Genomic DNA, 19,993 nt, shown 5'->3' on the forward strand with positions numbered 1-19,993 from the left:
CACCTGGGTGGCCAGAATTAGCTTTTTGAACGCCATCCATGCTCAGGGCGCGGATAGCATTGGCAAGTTGTTTGCGAGAAGACATGTCAACTCCTAAAGGGAAGTAAGCGAAATGGAAAAATGCGGAAACTGAATGGCGGCTATTGTCGCAAAGCCCCCCTGCTGCTGCAAACGATTTACTGGTGGTTTACTCCGATTTTGTCACAGTTTTTAGCACATTGTTGGTTTGTAGTGGCAAAGCGAACTTTTTTGAGCAAACGTTTGGCTAGCGGCGAAACAGAAAAAGAGCTTGTAATTTGAGCGCTCGCCACTAGAATAGCCGTCTAGATGTAGAAACGCCTACAAAATGTACGAAATTGGTCGCTAGCGACCGTTGATACTCAAGCGACTTGCAACCGCAAGTAGCCAAGAGATACGTCGTTACCGAATAACCACAAATATTGGAGCTATCATGGCGATTAAGCACCTGTTTACTTCAGAATCAGTATCAGAAGGCCATCCAGATAAAATTGCAGACCAGATCTCTGATGCGGTTTTAGACGCAATTCTTGAGCAAGACCCGAAAGCTCGTGTTGCTTGCGAAACTTACGTCAAAACCGGCATGGTCATGGTCGGTGGTGAAATCACCACTTCAGCTTGGGTAGACATTGAAGAGTTAACCCGTCAAACCGTTAGCGAGATTGGCTACGTACACTCAGACATGGGCTTTGATGCCAACTCTTGTGCCGTACTGAATACCATCGGTAAACAATCGCCAGATATCAACCAAGGGGTTGATAAATCTGATCCTAAAGAGCAAGGTGCAGGCGACCAAGGCATCATGTTTGGTTATGCCACCAACGAAACTGAAGTGCTGATGCCAGCACCGATCACCTATGCTCACCGTCTGATGCAACGTCAAGCTGAAGTGCGTAAAAATGGCACTCTGCCATGGCTGCGTCCAGATGCAAAATCTCAGGTCACTTTCCAGTATGACCAAGGCAAGATCGTCGGTATCGATGCTGTGGTTCTGTCGACTCAACACTGTGACTCCATCTCGACCACAGATCTGCGTGAAGCAGTCATGGAAGAGATCATCAAGCCAGTTTTGCCAGCAGAATGGCTGAGCCAAGAGACCAAATACTTCATCAACCCAACCGGTCGCTTCGTGATCGGTGGCCCGATGGGTGACTGTGGTCTGACTGGACGTAAAATCATCGTTGATACCTACGGCGGCGCAGCACGTCACGGTGGTGGTGCTTTCTCTGGTAAGGATCCTTCGAAAGTTGACCGTTCAGCAGCTTATGCAGCTCGTTATGTTGCGAAAAACATCGTGGCGGCGGGGATGGCTGATCGCTGTGAGATCCAACTTTCTTATGCCATCGGTGTAGCGGATCCGACTTCAATCATGGTAGAAACCTTCGGTACTGAAAAAGTATCGCAAGAAATCATCATCGAAGCGGTGCGTCAATTCTTCGATCTGCGTCCATATGGTCTGCAAGAGATGCTGAATCTGCTGCAACCTATCTACAAGAAAACAGCCGCTTACGGCCACTTTGGTCGTGAAGAGTTTCCTTGGGAAGCGACGGACAAAGCTGCGCTACTGCGTGACTTCGCCGGTCTGAAGTAAAGATTGATCACTCAGGATTGATCGCTGATCTACCGCGATAATCGCAATATCGTTGGAGGCTCTTTCTCAGGAAAGGGCCTTTTTTATGCAATGCGAATCAGCAAGTGAGTCATAGTGAATGGAACATAGTCGCGAATGGTAAGTTTTGAGCTGCACGCTCAAGCTGAGCAGAAAATCCAACAATGTATCGCCACCGCCAGCGAAGCTTTGCAACACCCATTTAAAATCCCACAGCTCAATTACCGTTTGCGTGGCCGCGCCGCTGGTAAAGCCTACTTACAGCGCTGGGAAATCCGCCTCAATCCGGTATTGTTCGCTGAAAATGTCACCGACTTTCTTGGACAAGTGATCCCACACGAAATCGCCCACCTGATCACTTATCAACTATATGGCCGAGTACGCCCGCATGGCACTCAGTGGCAACAAATCATGCGGCAAGTTTTTAAACTTGAACCGAGCACTACCCACACCTTTTCGGTAGCTTCCGTGCAAGGTAATATGTTCAATTACCGCTGCGCCTGCCGCGAATACCCACTGACCATTCGCCGCCACAATAAAGTGCTGCGCGGTGAAGCCACATATCGCTGCCAAAGCTGCCAACACACGCTGATTTATCAACCAAGCTAACATAGCGGCATCCCTTCCCAACCAATCAGCACAGGCTAACTCAGCATATTGCCAGTCAATCGCGCTATTGGCGCCAACAACTAATAAAAGTATCAGCGACAGAGTCAATTTATGAGTGATAAACTGGTAGTAAACCTACTTTTCTAAGTCTTTTATGCTGATTGCTCGTTTGTTGACGGCGTTGATTGCCAGCTTACCGCTGCTCACGCTAGCCGCCCCCAATTCCTTTAGTGGCGCAAAAATTGAAGCGCTGAAAATTTATCGCGATCATCCGATTTCATTTTACTGTGGTTGTGAGATCCGCTGGCAGGGCAAACAAGGCATCCCAGATTTAGACGGCTGCGGCTATCAAGTGCGTAAACAAGCCAATCGTGCCGCACGTATTGAGTGGGAACATGTGGTACCCGCTTGGCAATTTGGCCATCAACTGCAATGCTGGCAGCAAGGTGGGCGCAAAAACTGCGCGCGCACCAGTCCTGAGTTCAATCAAATGGAAGCAGATCTGCACAATCTGACTCCGGCGATTGGTGAAATCAATGGCGATCGTTCCAACTTTAATTTCAGTCAATGGTATGGGGTGGACGGTGCAACTTACGGCCAGTGTGAAATGCAAATTAACTTTAAAGCGCGCAAAGCGATGCCTCCCGAGCGCGCCCGCGGAGCGATTGCACGCACTTACTTGTACATGAGCGAGCGGTATGCATTTACGCTCTCCAAAGCACAAAGTCAGTTGATGCAGGCATGGAACAACCAATATCCAGTTAGTGAGTGGGAGTGTGAGCGCGATCGACGCATAGCCAAAGTGCAAGGCAACGCCAACCGTTTTGTCCGTGAGCAGTGCCCAAACTGATCGGTACAATCTCGCCTTCCCCCTTGTATTTTGCCTAGCAAGCATCCATGTTAAAAGCCAGATGAGCTTGCTTAATGATTAGGAAATATCCGTATGCGCACCCCTCGAATTTATCATCCACAACCGATCCACCAGCTTGGCATCCTTGCTCTGAGTGAAGATGCAGCCGGACACATCGGTCGAGTGTTGCGAATGCAAGCTGGACAAGAAGTACTGCTATTCGATGGCTATGGCGCTGAATTTCCAGCCGTGATCAGTGAAGTCAGCAAAAAACAGGTGCTAGTGAATATCACTGAGCGGGTCGAGAACAGCATAGAATCGCCGCTCGATTTACATCTTGGCCAAGTGATGTCACGCGGCGATAAGATGGAGTTCACCATCCAAAAATCGGTGGAATTGGGCGTCACCACGATCACGCCGCTATTATCCGAACGTTGCGGCGTGAAACTGGATGAAAAACGTTTTGAGAAAAAACTCCAGCAGTGGCAGAAAATCGCCATCAGCGCCTGTGAGCAGTGTGGTCGTAACACGGTGCCAGAAATCCGCCCGATCATGGATCTTGAGGCATGGTGCGCCGAGCCAACCACAGCGCTGAAACTCAACTTACATCCGCGCGCTAAATACTCGATCAACACCTTACCGACCCCTGTCCAGCAAGTGCGTTTGTTGATCGGTCCTGAAGGCGGCTTATCGAGCGAAGAAATCGAGATGACTCGCCGCTACCAATTTGAAGAAACCTTGTTAGGGCCACGCGTGCTACGTACTGAAACCGCAGCCCTAACCGCGATTACCGCATTACAAGTTCGTTTCGGCGATCTTGGCTAACTGGAGATAAACCATGATTAAACTCGGCATTGTGATGGACCCGATTGCGTCCATTAACATCAAAAAAGATTCCAGCTTTGCCATGATGCTAGAGGCTCAGCGGCGCGGTTATGAAATCCATTATATGGAAATGAATGATCTCCACTTAGAGCAAGGGGTAGCATTGGCCGATACCAAGGTCGTCGAGCTAAAAGAAGATCCGAGCGGCTGGTATCAGATCAAATCCGAGCAAACCATCGCCTTATCGGAGTTGGATGCGATCTTAATGCGTAAAGATCCCCCATTTGATACCGAATACATCTACGCGACTTACATTTTGGAGCGGGCCGAAGACGATGGTGTGCTCGTGGTCAATAAGCCACAAAGTCTGCGCGATTGTAATGAAAAACTGTTTACCGCTTGGTTCCCAGAACTGACGCCGACAACGTTAGTCACCCGAAAGGCTGAAAAAATTAAAGCCTTTTATCAGCAACATGGCGATGTGATCCTCAAACCGCTCGACGGTATGGGTGGCAGCTCGATTTTCCGCGTTAAGCAGGGCGATCCTAACCTTTCGGTGATCATTGAAACCTTAACCAACCTCGGTCAAAACTACTGCATGGCGCAAACCTTTGTGCCAGACATCAGCAATGGAGATAAACGCATTTTGGTGGTCGATGGTGAGCCAATGCCATACTGCTTAGCCCGCATTCCAGCACAAGGCGAAACGCGTGGCAACTTAGCGGCAGGTGGGCGTGGAGAACCGCGCCCGCTGAGTGAAACCGATAAAAAAATTGCCCTGGCGGTTGCGCCAACCCTCAAAGAGAAAGGGTTACTGTTTGTCGGTCTCGATGTGATTGGCGATAAACTGACCGAGATTAATGTCACTAGTCCAACTTGTATTCGTGAAATTGAAGCGGCATACGACATTTCCATCACCGGAAAACTGATGGATGCGATTGAGCGTCGCCTAAAAGCGAGCGCGATGTGACCCAGCCGTGCAATCAGAGAGAGGTGCAACCAGAATGAATCTTAGCAATCATTTTCTGATCGCAATGCCGAGCATGAAGGATCCTTACTTCAAGCGCAGTGTGATTTATCTGTGTGAACACAATGAAGAGGGTGCGATGGGGCTGATGATCAACGCGCCGCTCGATGTGACGGTCGGTGGCATGCTCAAGCAGGTTGAGATTGAACCGGCTTATCCGCTCTCTCAGCAAGCCAGCCTCAATCAGCCAGTGTTCAATGGTGGTCCGGTCGCTGAAGATCGTGGGTTTATTCTGCATCGACCACGCGATCATTACGAAGCGAGCCTTAACATGACCGATCAGATCGTAGTCACCACCTCGAAAGATATTCTCACTGTGCTGGGGACTGATGCGGAACCTGAAAACTACATCGTGGCGCTCGGTTATTCCGGTTGGACAACCGGTCAATTAGAAATGGAGTTGAAAGAGAACGCTTGGCTGACCATCGAAGCGGATCCTGAACTGATTTTTAACACGCCTATCCATCAAAAATGGCAAAAAGCGATCCAAAAACTCGGCATTTCGCCAGCGCAATTATCTAGCGATGCAGGCCACGCCTAACTGAGACAATGGCCACCAAGGGTGGCCTTCTATTTACAGCAAGCAAGATTGACGGCAAGAGAAATTCCCATGTCACGTACTATTATGGCGTTTGATTACGGCACCAAAAGTATTGGCAGTGCGATAGGCCAAGAAATTACTGGCACCGCATCGCCCTTAAAAGCCTTTAAGGCTAATGACGGCATTCCCAATTGGGATGACATTGCCAAGCAAATCAAAGAGTGGCAACCCAATTTACTGATTGTTGGCCTACCCACCGATCTGCATGGCAACGATCTGCAAACCATCACCCCGCGCGCCAAAAAATTTGCCCAGCGTTTGCATGGGCGCTTTGGTTTACCGGTTGAGCTGCATGATGAGCGCCTTTCCACCACCGAAGCGCGCGCCGAGCTGTTTGCGATGGGCGGCTACAAAGCGCTGAGCAAAGGCAATGTCGATTGCCAATCCGCGGTGATCATTTTAGAAAGTTGGTTTGAACAACAGTGGGGCTAATGCCCCACTCTATACCCAAACAACTTGAAGTAGGATGGGTATAGCCGCTGATGAATATTACTCGGCTAAGCCTGCCAATTTGATCAAGACAAACTGCTTTTTACCCCGTTGCAACACATAATATTGATCAAACAGCGCAAAGCCGGATAACACGCCCTCTTGCGCTACTCGCTCACCATTAACCCGAATCGCACCTTGCGCTAACCACTCGCGCGCTTGACGCTTAGAGCTGGCTAAGCCTGAGCTGAGCAACAAATCGAGTAACGTATCGGTACGCGATGCAGCCACACAAGGTAGACCATCTTGCTCTAACTGACGCAGCTCACTTAAACTGAGAGTGCTTAAATCACCACTAAATAGCGCTTGAGTGATGCGCTGCGCTGCAGCTAAACCTTGTTCACCATGCACTAAACGCGTCACCTGCTCAGCCAAAATCTGCTGCGCCTGCGGTTTACCAGCACACTGCGTATCGGCTTGGCGAATGTCCTCAATCTGCACCATGCTCAAAAAAGTGTAATAGCCCAAGAAGCGGTACACATCGGCATCATCACTGTTGAGCCAAAACTGGTAAAAACGGTACGGAGAGGTTTTACTGCTCTCTAACCACACGGCGCCCGTTTCGGTTTTACCAAATTTAGTCCCATCAGATTTGGTGATCAGCGGCAGAGTTAAACCATACACTTCCGTCCCATTGAGGCGACGGGTTAAATCAATCCCACTGACAATGTTCCCCCATTGATCATTGCCACCGATTTGCAACACACAAGCAAACTCACGATTAAGATGGGCAAAGTCATAGGACTGTAGCAAAGAATAACTGAACTCGGTAAACGAGATACCTTGATCGGGGCGGGCTAAACGCTGTTTCACCGACTCACGGTTGATCATGCTATTGACCGAAAAATGCTTACCCACATCGCGGAAAAAATCGATCAGATTGATCTGGCTGATCCAGTCCGCATTGTTGACCGTGATCAGTGGCATGCGGTTCTGATCTGAGCGCTGACCACTCATGATCTGGCTGATTTGCTGACTTAAATCGCCCACCCACTGCTCAACCGTTGCCGCACTATTCAGTACCCGCTCATTGGCTTTAAAGCTCGGATCGCCAATCATGCCGGTTGCCCCACCGATCAAAGCCAGTGTTTGGTGTCCTGCCTGTTGAAAGCGTTTAAGCATCAGCAACGGCACTAAATGACCAATATGCAAACTGCCCGCCGTTGGATCAAAGCCACAGTACAAGACTTGCGGTGTGGCAAAGCGCTCAATCAGCGCCTCAAGCGGGGTACTTTGCGCGATCAAACCGCGCTGTTGTAAATCATCAAACAGTTGTGCTGAATTCATTTGGCCTCCGAAAGTGTTCATCCACAGAGTAACCAACTTTAAACGCCGAACGCGATGTCCCTAAAGGGACAATCTGAGTGATTAAGCGTTGCCAGCAACAAACCATGATAATCCGCTCGCCTTACTGCGAGGTGCTACCAATCAGATGATTGAGAAACAGTTGAAACAGCTCACTTAACGAGCTGACATGCAATTGAGCATAAATCCGTTTGCGATGATTTTTGACCGTGCCGTGGCTAATCGCGAGTTGATCGGCAATCTCTTGTGAATCGAAACCTTGGATCAACAGTGTGGTAATTTGTTGCTCACGCCGACTTAAACGCTGCGCACCGAAGCTGTGGATCGCCTGCTCAACCCAAGCACGTAACTCTTGGCTGGGCTGACCGCTTTCCGCTAACCACAGTGGCTGTTGCTGCCAGTGCTGCTGACATAAGGCTTCCAATACAGTAAACCGCTGTTGCAATCCGGCAATCTGTTGGCGTGGAAAAGAGCACGCAATGAAGCAGCCGAGATACACCACAATCGAACGATCGCCATCCAGCTTGACCAGTAAACTCACTTCATCTTGCCAGCCGGTTTGCGCATAAAACTGATGTTGATAGGCTTGTTGCTGCGCATTAAGAGGTTGCAGATCGGCAAGATGAAACACGCCTGAACGTGACTCTTGTTCAAGTGCCACATAGAAAGGATCATCGAGATAAGCGTGGGTCAAATAGCGTTGAAACAGCAACTCACGTTGGCTAGACAGGGAATCATACAGATAGATCGGGTGTTTGTTGCGGCGATAACCCAAGATCACCGCACAATCAAAATCGGCGATTTCCGCCAACCATGCGACCAAACGTGAGGTAAATTGCGCCGTTTTCAGCGCGGCAATCGCTTCACCTAAGGCTAGATATTCTTGAGTGGTCACCTGCACGGTACATTCACCTTGATTGACAATAATCCAAGCGCAGTATGCTCAATCACACTCGAATCGACTACCCCAATGATCATGTTATTCCATATCAATTTGCACATTGTGCAGAGCACCACTTGAGTAGTGAGTGCCACGCTTGGTTTTGAGCATCAAACGCAGATCGTTGGCCGAATCAGCGCTGTGTAGCGCATCTTGCTCATTGATTTTGTCATCCACCACCAATTGATACAGCGCTTGATCAAAGGTCTGCATACCAATTTCTTGCGAGCGCGCCATGGTGGTTTTCAGCTCATGCAGCTCACCACGCCGAATTAAATCAGCAATGCGCGGACTATTGAGCAAAATTTCAAACACCCCATGCCGGCCTTGGCCGTGCTTATCACGCAGCAACTGTTGACCAATCACCCCTTTGAGATTGAGCGATAAGTCGAGTAAAAATTGCTCGCGCTGCTCTTTAGGCACCAAATGCAAAATGCGCTCTAAGGCTTGGTTGGCATTGTTGGCGTGCAAAGTGGCCATACACAAATGACCCGTTTCGGCAAAAGTCATCGCGTATTCCATCGTCTCTCGGCTACGGATCTCACCAATCAAGATCATATCTGGCGCTTGGCGTAGCGAGTTTTTCAGCGCCACTTCATAACTTTCGGTATCCAGCCCCACTTCACGTTGAGTGACGATGCAGCGCTGATGCTCATGCACAAACTCAATCGGATCTTCCACGGTTAAAATGTGCCCAGTACGATGCTGATTCCGATAACCGGTCATCGCCGCCATAGTGGTCGATTTACCTGAGCCCGTGGCCCCAACCACCAGCACTAAACCGCGTTTGGCAATCGCCAAATTTTGTAGCACGGCCGGCAAGTTAAGCTCTTCAAAAGTCGGGATCTGAGTTTCAATACGGCGGATCACCGCCCCCGGAAGCTCACGCTGAAAAAAAGCACTGACCCGAAATCGACCACTGTCGCGTACCACGGCAAAGTTCGCTTCACGAGTCTGCTTAAATTCGGCTTGCCGCGCGTCATCCATCATCGCATTCAGCAACGTGGTCACCTGTGCCATATTGAGCACTTCACCTTGTGCGCGCAGTTCGCCATCAACCCGATATAACATCGGTGCGCCCACGGTAATGTACAGATCCGATGCTTTATGCGTCAGCATACCATCCAGATATTGATTTAAATCCATCGTGTTTCCCTGCTTAAAATCCTTTTAAATCCATTTCGATTTTGTGCTGTGCTTGCTCAGCATCGACCACACCACGGGCGATCAGTTGTCTGGCATTTTGCTCCATGGTTTGCATACCATGTGCCGCGCCAGTTTGAATAATCGAATACATCTGCGCCACTTTATCTTCGCGGATCAAATTGCGGATCGCAGGGGTGGCCAGCATGATCTCATGACAAGCGATCCGCCCACCGCCGACCCGCTTGAGCAGATTCTGTGCAATGACCGCACGCAGCGATTCCGAGAGCATGGAGCGCACCATATCTTTATCACTGCCAGGGAAAACATCGATGATCCGGTCAATGGTTTTGGCCGCCGAGCTGGTGTGCAAAGTACCAAATACCAAGTGCCCAGTTTCTGCTGCGGTGAGCGCCAAACTGATGGTTTCTTGATCGCGCAGCTCTCCGACTAAAATCACATCCGGATCTTCACGCAGCGCCGAGCGCAGCGCATTTTTAAAACTGTGGGTATCACGATGAACTTCACGCTGATTAATCAAACATTTGTTGTTGCTGTGCACAAACTCAATCGGATCTTCAATGGTTAAAATATGCTTGTTATGGTGAGCATTGACATAATCGACCATTGCCGCCAACGTGGTCGATTTGCCCGATCCGGTTGGCCCAGTCACCAAGACTAAACCTTTTTCATAATTGGCGATTTTGCTGAAAATTTCTGGAGCCTCAAGCTGCGCTAAGCTGGGGATCACGCTTGGAATGGTACGAAATACCGCCGAAGCGCCACGCGCTTGATGGAATGCGTTGACCCGAAAGCGCCCCACATTCGGCAGCTCAAAGGAGAAATCGACTTCCAGTTTCTCTTCATACTCACTGCGCTGAGCATCATTCATGATTTCAAACACCAAGCGATGCACCTCAGAATGACTAAAAGCCGGCACGCCAAGCTTCCTAACTTCGCCATCAATCCGTACCATAGGTGGAACACCTGCGGAAAGGTGTAGATCGGATGCGTTATGCTTTACACTGAACTCCAGTAACTCGGCGATATCCATTTAAATTCCTTAATAAAGTCTGGCTATGCGTAGTATTCAACAAAACATTGAACATATCACGGCACAGATCGCAAGCGCGCAACAAAAATGTGGCCGCGCTCGAAGCTCTGTGCAACTTCTCGCGGTAAGTAAAACCAAACCTGTCGCGGCGATTGTGGCCGCCACCGAAGCCGGTCAACGCTGCTTTGGTGAAAACTATGTACAGGAAGGGGTGGATAAAATCCGCTATTTTGCCGAACATCATCCACAGTTGGCACTAGAATGGCACTTTATTGGTCCACTCCAGTCCAATAAAACCCGCTTAGTGGCTGAGCATTTTGACTGGGTACAGAGCATTGAGCGCGACAAAATTGCCCTGCGCCTCAATCAACAGCGCCCTGCGCATCTGCCGCCACTGCAAGTGCTGATCCAGGTCAATACCAGCGGTGAAGCCTCAAAATCGGGTATCGAACCGCAGCAATTATTTACACTCGCTGAATTGATTTCTGGTCTGCCAAACCTCACTTTAAGAGGATTGATGTCGATTCCGGAAAACGTGACCGATTACCCAGCTCAATTGGCGGCATTCACCCAATTGGCACAGTTACAGCAGCAACTGGCGCAAAAATATCCGCACATTGATACCTTATCGATGGGAATGAGTGGCGATATGCCTGCCGCAATTGCCGCAGGTAGCACTATGGTACGGATTGGCACCGCCATTTTTGGCGAGCGAGATTACCCGCGCGCTTAAGCGATCATCCGCCCGGCGATGATACTGGGTGAGCAGTTAAACATTGAGAGCATCGAATGGAACACAGAAGTATTGCCTTTATTGGTGCCGGTAACATGGCACACGCCATTATTGCTGGCTTAATTGCGAGCGGCTACCCCGCAACTCAAATTATGGCTAGCGCGCCATCATTAACTCGCCGTCAGCCTTTAGAAACGCAATACGGCATTCGCACCACCAGCGATAACCTAGCCGCAGCGCAACACACGGATGTAGTGGTATTAGCGGTGAAACCGCAGCTAATGGCCGAGGTGTGTAAACCGCTACAAGGCGTCGATTTCTCAGGCAAATTGGTGATTTCGATTGCCGCAGGCATTAGCGTGCAGCGCCTTAATCAAATGCTCGCCACTGAGCTTAATGTCGTGCGCGTGATGCCCAATACCCCATCTTTGGTAAACCTTGGCATGAGCGGCTTATACGCGCCGGATTCGGTGAGCCAAGCCGATAAAACCTTTACCACGCAACTGATGCAAAGCGTCGGTGAAGTATGCTGGGTAGAAAAAGAATCCGCCATCAACAGCGTGATTGCCGCGGCGGGCAGTGCTCCGGCTTATTTCTTCTTATTTATGCAAGCCATGCAACAAGAAGCGATGGCGCAAGGCTTTGATCAAGCGACAGCCCGCCTATTAGTGCAACAATCGGCACTCGGCGCAGCAGCAATGGTCAAAGCCAATCCAGATCTCTCACTGGCCACCTTGCGTGAACAAGTCACCTCAAAAGGTGGTACGACAGCACAAGCGATCCAGACTTTTAACGATCACCAACTGAGCGAGATTGTTGCCAAAGCGATGCAAGCGGCCGTCGCACGTGCACAAGAAATGGAACAACTGTTTTAATATTCCAACGGTTTCGCCTCTTCAATGAGCGACCGCCAAATCACTAAGGGCAATTTATGAATTCAATGAGCTTTCTTATCAATACGCTGTTTGATCTCTATATTATGGTGGTCATTTTGCGCATTTGGCTGCAAGCCGCACGCGCGGATTTCTACAATCCGTTTTCACAATTTATCGTCAAGGTGACTCAGCCAGTGGTTGGCCCCTTGCGCCGCATGATCCCATCGCTCGGCAGTATTGATTTGGCTACCGTACTGTTTGCCTATCTGCTGTGCGTGCTGAAATACGTCGCCTTGGTGCTGATTGCCTCTAGCGGTGCAGTCTCTTTCAGTGCCGACTTCCTCTACCTAGGTTTGCTCTCTTTGATTAAAGCGGCCGGCGGCTTACTGTTCTGGGTCTTGTTGATCCGCGCGATCCTCAGTTGGGTCAGCCAAGGCCGTAGCCCGATTGAATACGTGTTCCACCAATTGACGGAACCGATGCTCGCACCGATCCGTCGCATTCTACCCGCGATGGGCGGTTTTGATTTCAGCGTACTGGTGTTGTTTATCGCGCTGCAATTTGCCAACTTCTTAATCGGCGATCTGATTGGCCCGATTTGGTATCAGCTATAATGGTTGCGGTGTGGCGAGAAGGGCAAGATTTACTGCTGCGGCTCTATATTCAACCCAAAGCTAGCCGCGACACGATTGTTGGCGTGCATGGTGATGAGCTAAAAATCGCCATCACCGCTCCGCCCGTTGATGGTAAAGCCAATGCCCACTTGAGCAAGTTTCTCGCCAAGCAGTGCAAAGTAGCAAAAGGCTCGGTGCTGATTGAAAAAGGCGAACAGGGGCGACATAAGCAAGTGCGCATCCTGCAGCCCAGTCAAATCCCGAGCGAAATTGCCAGCTTAATCGCCTAATCCGACTCCCTCCTTGAGGGAGTTTTTATCGAATACGCCACGCCGACGCGCTCGGCCAAGCAAACATTGAATACAGAGAACAACATGAAAAAGATCGTTTTAGCTACCGGCAATCAAGGTAAAGTGCGTGAAATGGCCGATTTATTGGCCGACTTTGGCTTTGATGTGATCGCACAAAGCGAATTTAACCTGACCGAAGCGGCCGAAACCGGTACGACCTTTATCGAAAATGCGATCATCAAAGCGCGCCACGCCGCGAAAATGACCGGTTTGCCAGCGATTGCGGATGATTCCGGTTTGGAAGTGGATTATCTGCACGGCGCGCCCGGCATTTATTCCGCACGCTATGCCGGTGAAAATGCCAGTGATAGCGACAATCTCAACAAACTGTTAGCCGCGATGCAAGGTGTGCCAGAGTCAGAGCGCAGTGCGCGTTTTCACTGCGTGTTGGTGTTGATGCGCCACGCCGATGATCCAACGCCTATCGTTTGTCACGGTAAATGGGAAGGCAAAATTCTCACCGCGCCACACGGCAGCAATGGCTTTGGTTACGATCCGATCTTCTGGGTGGCTGAGCACAACTGCGCATCTGCCGAGCTAGAGCCAGCGCGTAAAAAGCAGTTGTCACACCGAGCGCAGGCGCTGCAAAAATTGTTCGCCGCATTGCAAGAGCAGCACACATGCTAACGCCTCCGCCGCTAAGCTTATACATCCATATTCCGTGGTGTGTGCAAAAATGCCCATACTGCGATTTCAACTCGCACGCACAAAAAGGCGAGATCCCTGAGCAAGACTATTTGGCGGCGCTGCTTGACGATCTGGATCGTGATATTGAACGCTACCAGCTCAAAACCGATGATCGCTTACTGCACTCAATCTTTATTGGCGGTGGAACACCGAGTCTGATCTCTGCCGAGGGGATCGCCGATTTACTGCAACAGGTCGCCAAACGGATTGCCTTTGATCCGGCCATCGAAATAACCATGGAAGCCAACCCAGGCACCATAGAAGCGCAGCGCTTTGCCGCTTATCGCCGCGCAGGCGTTACACGGATTTCGATTGGGGTACAAAGCTTTGCTCCAGAAAAATTAGCACGTTTAGGGCGTATTCACGGTCAGCAAGAGGCGGTTCGCGCCGCACAATTGGCTCACCAAATTGGCTTAAATAGCTTTAATTTAGATCTTATGCATGGCCTACCGGATCAAACCACTGAGCAGGCACTTGCCGATCTGGATCAAGCGATTGCGCTCAATCCACCTCACCTATCTTGGTATCAATTGACGATTGAACCCAACACCCTGTTTTACTCCAAGCCGCCACAGCTACCGGATGAAGATGCACTGTGGGATATTTTCGAGCTTGGCCATCAAAAACTGAGTGATGCCGGTTATGTGCAGTATGAGATTTCGGGTTACAGCAAACCGGGCTATCAGTGTCAGCATAATCTCAATTATTGGCGTTTTGGCGACTATCTCGGGATTGGCTGTGGTGCGCATGGCAAATTAAGTTTTGCGGATGGGCGTATTCTCCGCACCAGCAAAACTAAGCATCCACGCGGTTATTTGGCCGCGCTCAATAATTTGACCAAAGCGTATTTGGATAGTGAGCAGTGGGTGGCCGATCAAGACAAGCCGTTTGAGTTCTTTATGAACCGTTTTCGCTTAATTGAAGCGTGTCCCAAAGCCGATTTTACGGCCCGAACCGGACTCACGCTTGAAGTGATCCGCCCCACCATCGAGTGGGCGCTCAGTGAAGGTTATCTCAGTGAAGATGAACTGCACTGGCAAATCACCCAAAAGGGTAAACTGTTTCTCAATGATCTGCTTGCCGCCTTTATGGCCGATGACGAAGAATAAGAAAGAGGCGCGTACGCCTCTTGGTTTTTATCTTTAATCCCCATAAGCATAGATACACTATGTGATTGGGGTGAGCGAATGCTGCCAACACCGCTGCGGCTTCAAGTAGCAAGGGGATAGCTTAAAAAATTGAACGACCAATCCGCTGCGCGAGTAACTCTAACGCGCGAGTGCCCGCAAGCGAGTTACCCGATGGATCCAAGGCAGGAGACCATACTGCGATGGTCATCTCACCGGGTACCACCGCGACAATGCCACCGCCAACCCCAGATTTGCCGGGCATGCCAACTCGATAAGCAAACTCACCAGCACCATCGTACAACCCACAGGTCGCGAGTAGGGCATTCATTTGTTTACTTTGCGTCGCAGTGATCACGCTCTGCCCTGTCACTACCGAAACCCCTTTATTAGCCAGATAGCTGAAGGTTTGCGCCAATTCAACACAGCTCATTTTCAAAGCGCAGGCATGAAAATAGTTGTGCAGCACGGGGATCACTTCATTGTCAAAGTTACCAAATGAACGCATCAAATAGGCAATCGCCGCATTACGATCGCTATGCATCATCTCCGAAGCCGCCACTACTTTGTCATACGCAATTTGCGGCTCGCCACTCAGTTGCCGAACAAACTCCAACAAACGCTGACGCGGAGCCGACAAACGACTGTGTAGCATATCGCTGACCACAATCGCCCCTGCGTTAATAAATGGATTACGCGGAATGCCTTGCTCCATTTCGAGCTGAATTAAAGAGTTAAACGCCTGACCCGATGGCTCCTTACCGACACGGCGCCACAACTCACCGGGCTGATACAAGCCCATCGCCAAAGTGAGACTCAGTACTTTGGAAATCGACTGAATCGAAAACCTTTCTTGCGCATCGCCCGCGCTGATCACTTCACCTTGATTGGTGAATACCGCAATGGCTAATTTATCGCGCGATACTTTACCGAGCGCGGGAATGTAATCGGCCACTTTGCCTTGGCGAGTGAGGGGGCGAACCTCTTCAACAATGCTGGCTAAAATCTCTGCGCTTGGCTTCATGATTGGCTCTTTAAGATGGGTTTAGCTCTCACTACCTTAGCAGATAGTAGCCGGAGGATAAGGGTCAAAAAAGCCAACATCAGATGTTGGCTTAAGCAAAATTTCCATACCTAAACGACTTGAAGTTGCAGGTAGGTGGCAAGGATATTTAAGCGGTGCGTTGGTACTTGATATCCCACACCCCATGGCCGAGGCGATGGCCGCGCTGCTCAAATTTGGTCAGCGGACGCTCATCAGGACGCGGGATGTAACTGCCTTCGCTGGCCAAGTTAGCAAAACCAGGCGCTTGAGCCATCACTTCAATCATATGTTCAGCGTAGTTTTCCCAGTCGGTCGCCATGTGGAAGACACCACTGCCGATGATCAATTTTTGACGCACCATTTCAGCAAATTCAAGCTGCACAATGCGGCGTTTATGGTGACGCTTTTTGTGCCAAGGATCTGGGAAGAACAGTTGCAAAGTATGCAGGCTATTATCTGGGATCATATGAGCAAAGACTTCAACCGCATCGTGGCACATAACACGTAGATTGGTCACGCCCGCTTCACGCGCTGAGGCCAAACAAGCGCCCACACCTGGGCTGTGTACTTCAATACCGATGAAATTCTTGTGCGGTGCGTTTTTCGCCATTTCAACCAGTGACGCGCCCATGCCAAAACCAATTTCCAGCACGACTGGATTGGTGTTGCCAAACACCTGTTGCCAATCCAATAACTCTGGCTGGTAATCAATGCCCATGGTTGGCCAGCACTCTTTCATTGCGGCTTCCTGGCCTTTGGTCAAACGACCTTCACGACGCACAAAGCTACGGATCCGACGCAGCACTTTGCCATCTTCGGTGAATTCCTGGGTGATCACTTCGCTCATTTGTATTGCCTGCCCATTGCTAAATCAGAGCGGGAATTATCCAAAGAATCGCCAGCGGTGCAAGTGTTATTCGCGCTCATCAAACATCCCATCTCAATATCCTTATGATTTGTCGGTTGTACTTCATCCTCGATCTGTGGTGCAATTTTACCCCTCAACATTAAACAACCATAATGAGCAAGTCGTGACCCCTTTCGCACAAGCGATCCTTACTTGGTATGACGCCTACGGCCGCAAAAATCTGCCGTGGCAGCAACACAAAAATGCGTATCGCGTTTGGTTATCTGAAATCATGTTACAGCAGACCCAAGTCGCGACCGTGATCCCCTATTTTGCGCGCTTTTTAGAGCGCTTCCCAACCGTGCAAGCATTGGCCAAAGCAGAGCAAGATGAAGTGCTGCATTTTTGGACCGGACTTGGCTACTACGCCAGAGCGCGCAACCTGCACAAAGCGGCGCAAATGGTTGTGAGTGAATATGACGGTGAGTTTCCCACCGATTTAGAACAGATGAATGCGCTACCCGGCGTTGGCCGCTCCACCGCGGCTGCGGTACTCTCTTCGGTGTATCAAAAACCGCATGCCATTTTAGATGGTAATGTAAAACGCACCTTGGCACGCTGCTTTGCCGTGGAAGGTTGGCCGGGACAGAAAAGCGTTGAAAATCAGTTGTGGCATTACGCCCAAATGCATACCCCTCAAGTGGATGTCGATAAATACAACCAAGCTATGATGGATATGGGCGCGCTGATCTGCACCCGCAGCAAACCTAAATGCAGCCTATGCCCAGTGGCCTCGTTTTGTGTGGCTAAACAGCAAGGCAATCCGCAAGATTATCCGGGCAAAAAACCGAAAAACGACAAGCCAGTCAAAGCCACTTGGTTTGTTATGCTCTATCACGATAATGCCGTGTGGCTTGAACAACGCCCGCAAAGCGGCATTTGGGGCGGCCTCTACTGCTTCCCACAATCGGACAGCGCCAATATTCAAACCCGCCTCGATCAGCGGGCGATTGATGATCACACCATCAGCGAGCAACAAACGCTGATCGCCTTTCGCCACACTTTTAGCCACTATCATCTGGATATTACGCCGATCTTGCTGCAATTAAAGCGCAAACCAGACATCATCATGGAAGGCTGCAAAGGTCTTTGGTATAACTTAACTCAACCCGATGCGATTGGTTTGGCTGCGCCAGTCAAACAACTGCTGCACAGCTTACCATTCGACATTGATCGCCACATTAAAGAGGAAGCGTGAATGGCTCGCACCGTATTTTGTACCCGACTCAATAAACAAGCTGCTGGCTTAGATTTCCAGCTCTACCCCGGTGAATTGGGCAAACGTATTTTCGATAACATTTGTCAAGAAGCTTGGGCGCAATGGCAAAGCAAACAAACCATGTTAATCAATGAGAAAAAGCTCAATATGATGGATCCCGAGCACCGTAAACTGCTTGAACAAGAGATGGTCAACTTCTTGTTTGAAGGCAAAGAAGTCCACATCGAAGGTTATACTCCGCCGAGCAAGTAACAAATTTCGCATTTCATCTGCCGATAAAAAATGACATCATACCAATTGGTTATGATGTCATTTTCGCATCAGGAGTAGCGAAAGTTCGCTTTAGGAGGCGCATGAGAACGTTAGTGCTATGTATCACCACGCTATTATTGAGTGGCTGTAGTCGTGAATTTATTGAGAAAATTTACGACGTGGATTACCAACCCACTAACCGCTTCGCTAAGAACTTAGCGCAACTTCCCGGCCAGTTTGAGAAAGATACCGCCGCGTTAGATGCATTGATCAATAGTTTCTCTGGCAATATTGAAAAACGCTGGGGACGTCGCGAGCTCAAAATCGCCGGCAAAAACAATTACGTCAAATACATAGATAATTACCTCAGCCGCGCAGAAGTGAATTTCAGCGAAGGGCGGATCATCGTCGAAACCGTTTCCCCTACCGATCCGAAAGCACATTTACGTAATGCGATCATCACCACCTTACTCACCCCAGATGATCCGGCCAATGTTGACCTATTCTCCTCGAAAGATATTCAACTGAAAGGCCAGCCCTTTTTGTACCAACAAGTACTCGATCAAGATGGGCAAGCGATCCAGTGGTCATGGCGCGCCCAGCGCTATGCCGATTATCTGATCGCCAAACATCTGAAAGTGAAACAAGTGGATTTCAAAAAAGCCTACTACGTCGAGATCCCGATGGTTAAAGATCAAGTGGAGATCCGTGGTTATAAATACGCCAATATCGTGCGCCGCGCGGCACAAAAGTACGATATTCCGGAAGATCTGATCTATGCGATCATTAAAACCGAAAGTAGCTTCAACCCCTATGCGGTCAGTTGGGCCAATGCTTATGGGCTAATGCAAGTGGTGCCGAAAACCGCCGGTCGCGATGTGTTTAAACTGGTTAAAAATCGTTCCGGCGAACCGACGCCTGAGTACCTGTTTAACCCCGAAAACAATATTGATACCGGAACCGCCTATTTTTACATTTTAAAAAATCGCTATTTGAAAGATGTTCGCCATCCAACCTCGCTCGAATACAGCATGATTTCGGCTTATAACGGTGGCACTGGCGGGGTATTAAATACCTTTAGCAAAGATCGCCAGCGTGCGATGCGTGATCTTAATGGCTTACAACCCAATCAAGTCTATTGGGCGCTGACCAAAAAACATCCCAACGCCGAAGCACGCCGTTACCTAGAAAAAGTGACTCAATTTAAGAAAGAATTTAATGCTGGCTAATAACTGGCCTAGCTTTGTTTAAATTATCTGCAAACAAACTGATTTGGCGAATTTTTTCAAAAAACAGGTTGACGAAGTAAAGGAAAATACGTTTAATAGCGCTCCGTTGCCCGGATAGCTCAGTCGGTAGAGCAGAGGATTGAAAATCCTCGTGTCGGTGGTTCGATTCCGCCTCCGGGCACCACGAATTTTAGATTGTTGGTGTAAGACACAAACAGCAAAGGTTACGTGTGCCGGCTTAGCTCAGTAGGTAGAGCAACTGACTTGTAATCAGTAGGTCGCCAGTTCGACTCCGGCAGCCGGCACCACTTAAAATTTGCCTCGATAGCTCAGTCGGTAGAGCAGAGGATTGAAAATCCTCGTGTCGGTGGTTCGATTCCGCCTCGAGGCACCACTATTTAAAGATTGTTCCTCCTTAGCTCAGTCGGTAGAGCGACGGACTGTTAATCCGCAGGTCGCTGGTTCGAGCCCAGCAGGAGGAGCCA

General features: G+C 49.6%; 24 protein-coding genes and 4 tRNA genes. 21 read left to right on the forward strand and 7 right to left on the reverse strand.

The features are described 5' to 3' along the window. The coding region (locus PUN32_RS14145) for a hypothetical protein (RefSeq protein WP_406708014.1) at nt 1–85 on the reverse strand (85 nt) is incomplete at its 3' end. Nucleotides 86–120: 35 nt separating this feature from the next. On the opposite strand from PUN32_RS14145, the gene PUN32_RS13095 reads away from it, so the two are divergent. The 8 genes from PUN32_RS13095 (at nt 121) to ruvX (ending at nt 5,971) form a co-directional block, all read left to right on the forward strand. Next, entirely contained in the window at nt 121–300 is a 180-nt protein-coding gene (locus tag PUN32_RS13095; RefSeq protein WP_274723614.1) for a hypothetical protein, read from the forward strand. Nucleotides 301–451: 151 nt separating this feature from the next. After that, nucleotides 452–1,609 (forward strand): methionine adenosyltransferase, encoded by a 1,158-nt coding sequence (gene metK, locus PUN32_RS13100; RefSeq protein ID WP_274723615.1) that lies wholly within the window; start codon nt 452–454, stop codon nt 1,607–1,609. A gap of 135 nt (nt 1,610–1,744) precedes the next feature. Then, nucleotides 1,745–2,236 (forward strand): SprT family zinc-dependent metalloprotease, encoded by a 492-nt coding sequence (locus PUN32_RS13105; protein ID WP_274723616.1) that lies wholly within the window; start codon nt 1,745–1,747, stop codon nt 2,234–2,236. A 154-nt stretch (nt 2,237–2,390) separates the two neighbouring features. Then, a complete protein-coding gene (locus PUN32_RS13110) occupies nt 2,391–3,086 on the forward strand; it encodes an endonuclease I family protein (protein WP_274723617.1) in 696 nt (231 codons plus the stop codon). Nucleotides 3,087–3,179: 93 nt separating this feature from the next. Beyond that, on the forward strand, nt 3,180–3,911 hold the full coding sequence (rsmE, locus tag PUN32_RS13115; protein WP_274723618.1) for a 16S rRNA (uracil(1498)-N(3))-methyltransferase: 732 nt from the start codon (nt 3,180–3,182) through the stop codon (nt 3,909–3,911). 13 nt (nt 3,912–3,924) lie between these two features. Next, nucleotides 3,925–4,881, forward strand: a complete 957-nt coding sequence (gshB, locus tag PUN32_RS13120; RefSeq protein WP_166013706.1) for a glutathione synthase — start codon at nt 3,925–3,927, stop codon at nt 4,879–4,881. Between the two features lie 34 nt (nt 4,882–4,915). Then, nucleotides 4,916–5,479 carry a YqgE/AlgH family protein gene (locus PUN32_RS13125; protein ID WP_274723619.1) on the forward strand — a complete coding sequence of 188 codons (564 nt, stop codon included), beginning with the start codon at nt 4,916–4,918 and terminating at the stop codon, nt 5,477–5,479. Nucleotides 5,480–5,548: 69 nt separating this feature from the next. Then, nucleotides 5,549–5,971 carry a Holliday junction resolvase RuvX gene (gene ruvX / locus PUN32_RS13130; RefSeq protein ID WP_274723620.1) on the forward strand — a complete coding sequence of 141 codons (423 nt, stop codon included), beginning with the start codon at nt 5,549–5,551 and terminating at the stop codon, nt 5,969–5,971. A 57-nt stretch (nt 5,972–6,028) separates the two neighbouring features. Here the strand turns inward: ruvX and tyrS are convergent, their stop codons facing one another. The 4 genes from tyrS to PUN32_RS13150 all read right to left on the reverse strand — a co-directional run bounded on the left by tyrS (nt 6,029) and on the right by PUN32_RS13150 (nt 10,470). Continuing rightward, the gene (gene tyrS, locus PUN32_RS13135; protein WP_274723621.1) at nt 6,029–7,315 is read right to left on the reverse strand and encodes a tyrosine--tRNA ligase; all 1,287 of its coding nucleotides are present in this window, start codon (nt 7,313–7,315) and stop codon (nt 6,029–6,031) included. Nucleotides 7,316–7,436: 121 nt separating this feature from the next. Then, on the reverse strand, nt 7,437–8,234 hold the full coding sequence (locus PUN32_RS13140) for a helix-turn-helix transcriptional regulator (protein WP_274723622.1): 798 nt from the start codon (nt 8,232–8,234) through the stop codon (nt 7,437–7,439). A 78-nt stretch (nt 8,235–8,312) separates the two neighbouring features. Next, on the reverse strand, nt 8,313–9,419 hold the full coding sequence (locus tag PUN32_RS13145; RefSeq protein ID WP_274723623.1) for a PilT/PilU family type 4a pilus ATPase: 1,107 nt from the start codon (nt 9,417–9,419) through the stop codon (nt 8,313–8,315). 13 nt (nt 9,420–9,432) lie between these two features. Next, on the reverse strand, nt 9,433–10,470 hold the full coding sequence (locus tag PUN32_RS13150; protein ID WP_274723624.1) for a type IV pilus twitching motility protein PilT: 1,038 nt from the start codon (nt 10,468–10,470) through the stop codon (nt 9,433–9,435). Between the two features lie 25 nt (nt 10,471–10,495). Here PUN32_RS13150 and PUN32_RS13155 point away from each other — a divergent pair, with 25 nt between their 5' ends. From PUN32_RS13155 to hemW, 6 genes are all read left to right on the forward strand, one after another. Further along, nucleotides 10,496–11,203, forward strand: a complete 708-nt coding sequence (locus PUN32_RS13155) for a YggS family pyridoxal phosphate-dependent enzyme (protein ID WP_274723625.1) — start codon at nt 10,496–10,498, stop codon at nt 11,201–11,203. Between the two features lie 56 nt (nt 11,204–11,259). Continuing rightward, nucleotides 11,260–12,078, forward strand: coding sequence for a pyrroline-5-carboxylate reductase (gene proC / locus PUN32_RS13160; protein WP_274723626.1), 819 nt, complete (start codon nt 11,260–11,262; stop codon nt 12,076–12,078). 56 nt (nt 12,079–12,134) lie between these two features. Next, nucleotides 12,135–12,692: a YggT family protein gene (locus PUN32_RS13165; RefSeq protein ID WP_274723627.1), complete on the forward strand. Its 558-nt coding sequence runs from the start codon at nt 12,135–12,137 to the stop codon at nt 12,690–12,692. Then, nucleotides 12,692–12,982 (forward strand): DUF167 family protein YggU, encoded by a 291-nt coding sequence (yggU, locus tag PUN32_RS13170; protein ID WP_166013716.1) that lies wholly within the window; start codon nt 12,692–12,694, stop codon nt 12,980–12,982. The genes PUN32_RS13165 and yggU overlap by 1 nt, the downstream gene beginning before the upstream one ends. Before the next feature lie 84 nt (nt 12,983–13,066). Further along, nucleotides 13,067–13,669 (forward strand): XTP/dITP diphosphatase, encoded by a 603-nt coding sequence (locus PUN32_RS13175; RefSeq protein ID WP_274723628.1) that lies wholly within the window; start codon nt 13,067–13,069, stop codon nt 13,667–13,669. After that, a complete protein-coding gene (gene hemW, locus PUN32_RS13180) occupies nt 13,663–14,838 on the forward strand; it encodes a radical SAM family heme chaperone HemW (RefSeq protein WP_274723629.1) in 1,176 nt (391 codons plus the stop codon). Before PUN32_RS13175 ends, hemW begins: the two co-directional genes overlap by 7 nt. Nucleotides 14,839–14,959: 121 nt before the next feature. Here the strand turns inward: hemW and glsB are convergent, their stop codons facing one another. Next, complete coding sequence (gene glsB / locus PUN32_RS13185; RefSeq protein ID WP_274723630.1) at nt 14,960–15,880, reverse strand: glutaminase B; 921 nt, start codon at nt 15,878–15,880, stop codon at nt 14,960–14,962. Between the two features lie 148 nt (nt 15,881–16,028). Further along, nucleotides 16,029–16,748, reverse strand: coding sequence for a tRNA (guanosine(46)-N7)-methyltransferase TrmB (gene trmB, locus PUN32_RS13190; RefSeq protein ID WP_274723631.1), 720 nt, complete (start codon nt 16,746–16,748; stop codon nt 16,029–16,031). A gap of 184 nt (nt 16,749–16,932) precedes the next feature. Here trmB and mutY point away from each other — a divergent pair, with 184 nt between their 5' ends. The 7 genes from mutY (at nt 16,933) to PUN32_RS13225 (ending at nt 19,993) form a co-directional block, all read left to right on the forward strand. Continuing rightward, a complete protein-coding gene (gene mutY / locus PUN32_RS13195) occupies nt 16,933–18,006 on the forward strand; it encodes an A/G-specific adenine glycosylase (RefSeq protein ID WP_274723632.1) in 1,074 nt (357 codons plus the stop codon). After that, a complete protein-coding gene (locus PUN32_RS13200; RefSeq protein WP_274723633.1) occupies nt 18,007–18,279 on the forward strand; it encodes an oxidative damage protection protein in 273 nt (90 codons plus the stop codon). It abuts the gene before it with no gap. Nucleotides 18,280–18,380: 101 nt separating this feature from the next. Further along, the gene (mltC, locus tag PUN32_RS13205; RefSeq protein ID WP_274723634.1) at nt 18,381–19,508 is read left to right on the forward strand and encodes a membrane-bound lytic murein transglycosylase MltC; all 1,128 of its coding nucleotides are present in this window, start codon (nt 18,381–18,383) and stop codon (nt 19,506–19,508) included. Nucleotides 19,509–19,616: 108 nt separating this feature from the next. Further along, nucleotides 19,617–19,692: transfer RNA gene (locus PUN32_RS13210), tRNA-Phe, on the forward strand. Nucleotides 19,693–19,740: 48 nt separating this feature from the next. After that, nucleotides 19,741–19,816: transfer RNA gene (locus tag PUN32_RS13215), tRNA-Thr, on the forward strand. Between the two features lie 10 nt (nt 19,817–19,826). Further along, nucleotides 19,827–19,902, forward strand: a tRNA-Phe gene (locus PUN32_RS13220). Between the two features lie 15 nt (nt 19,903–19,917). Further along, nucleotides 19,918–19,993 (forward strand) — tRNA-Asn (locus PUN32_RS13225).

The organism is Vibrio chanodichtyis, assembly GCF_028863985.1.
Classification (GTDB): Bacteria; Pseudomonadota; Gammaproteobacteria; order Enterobacterales; family Vibrionaceae; genus Vibrio; species Vibrio chanodichtyis.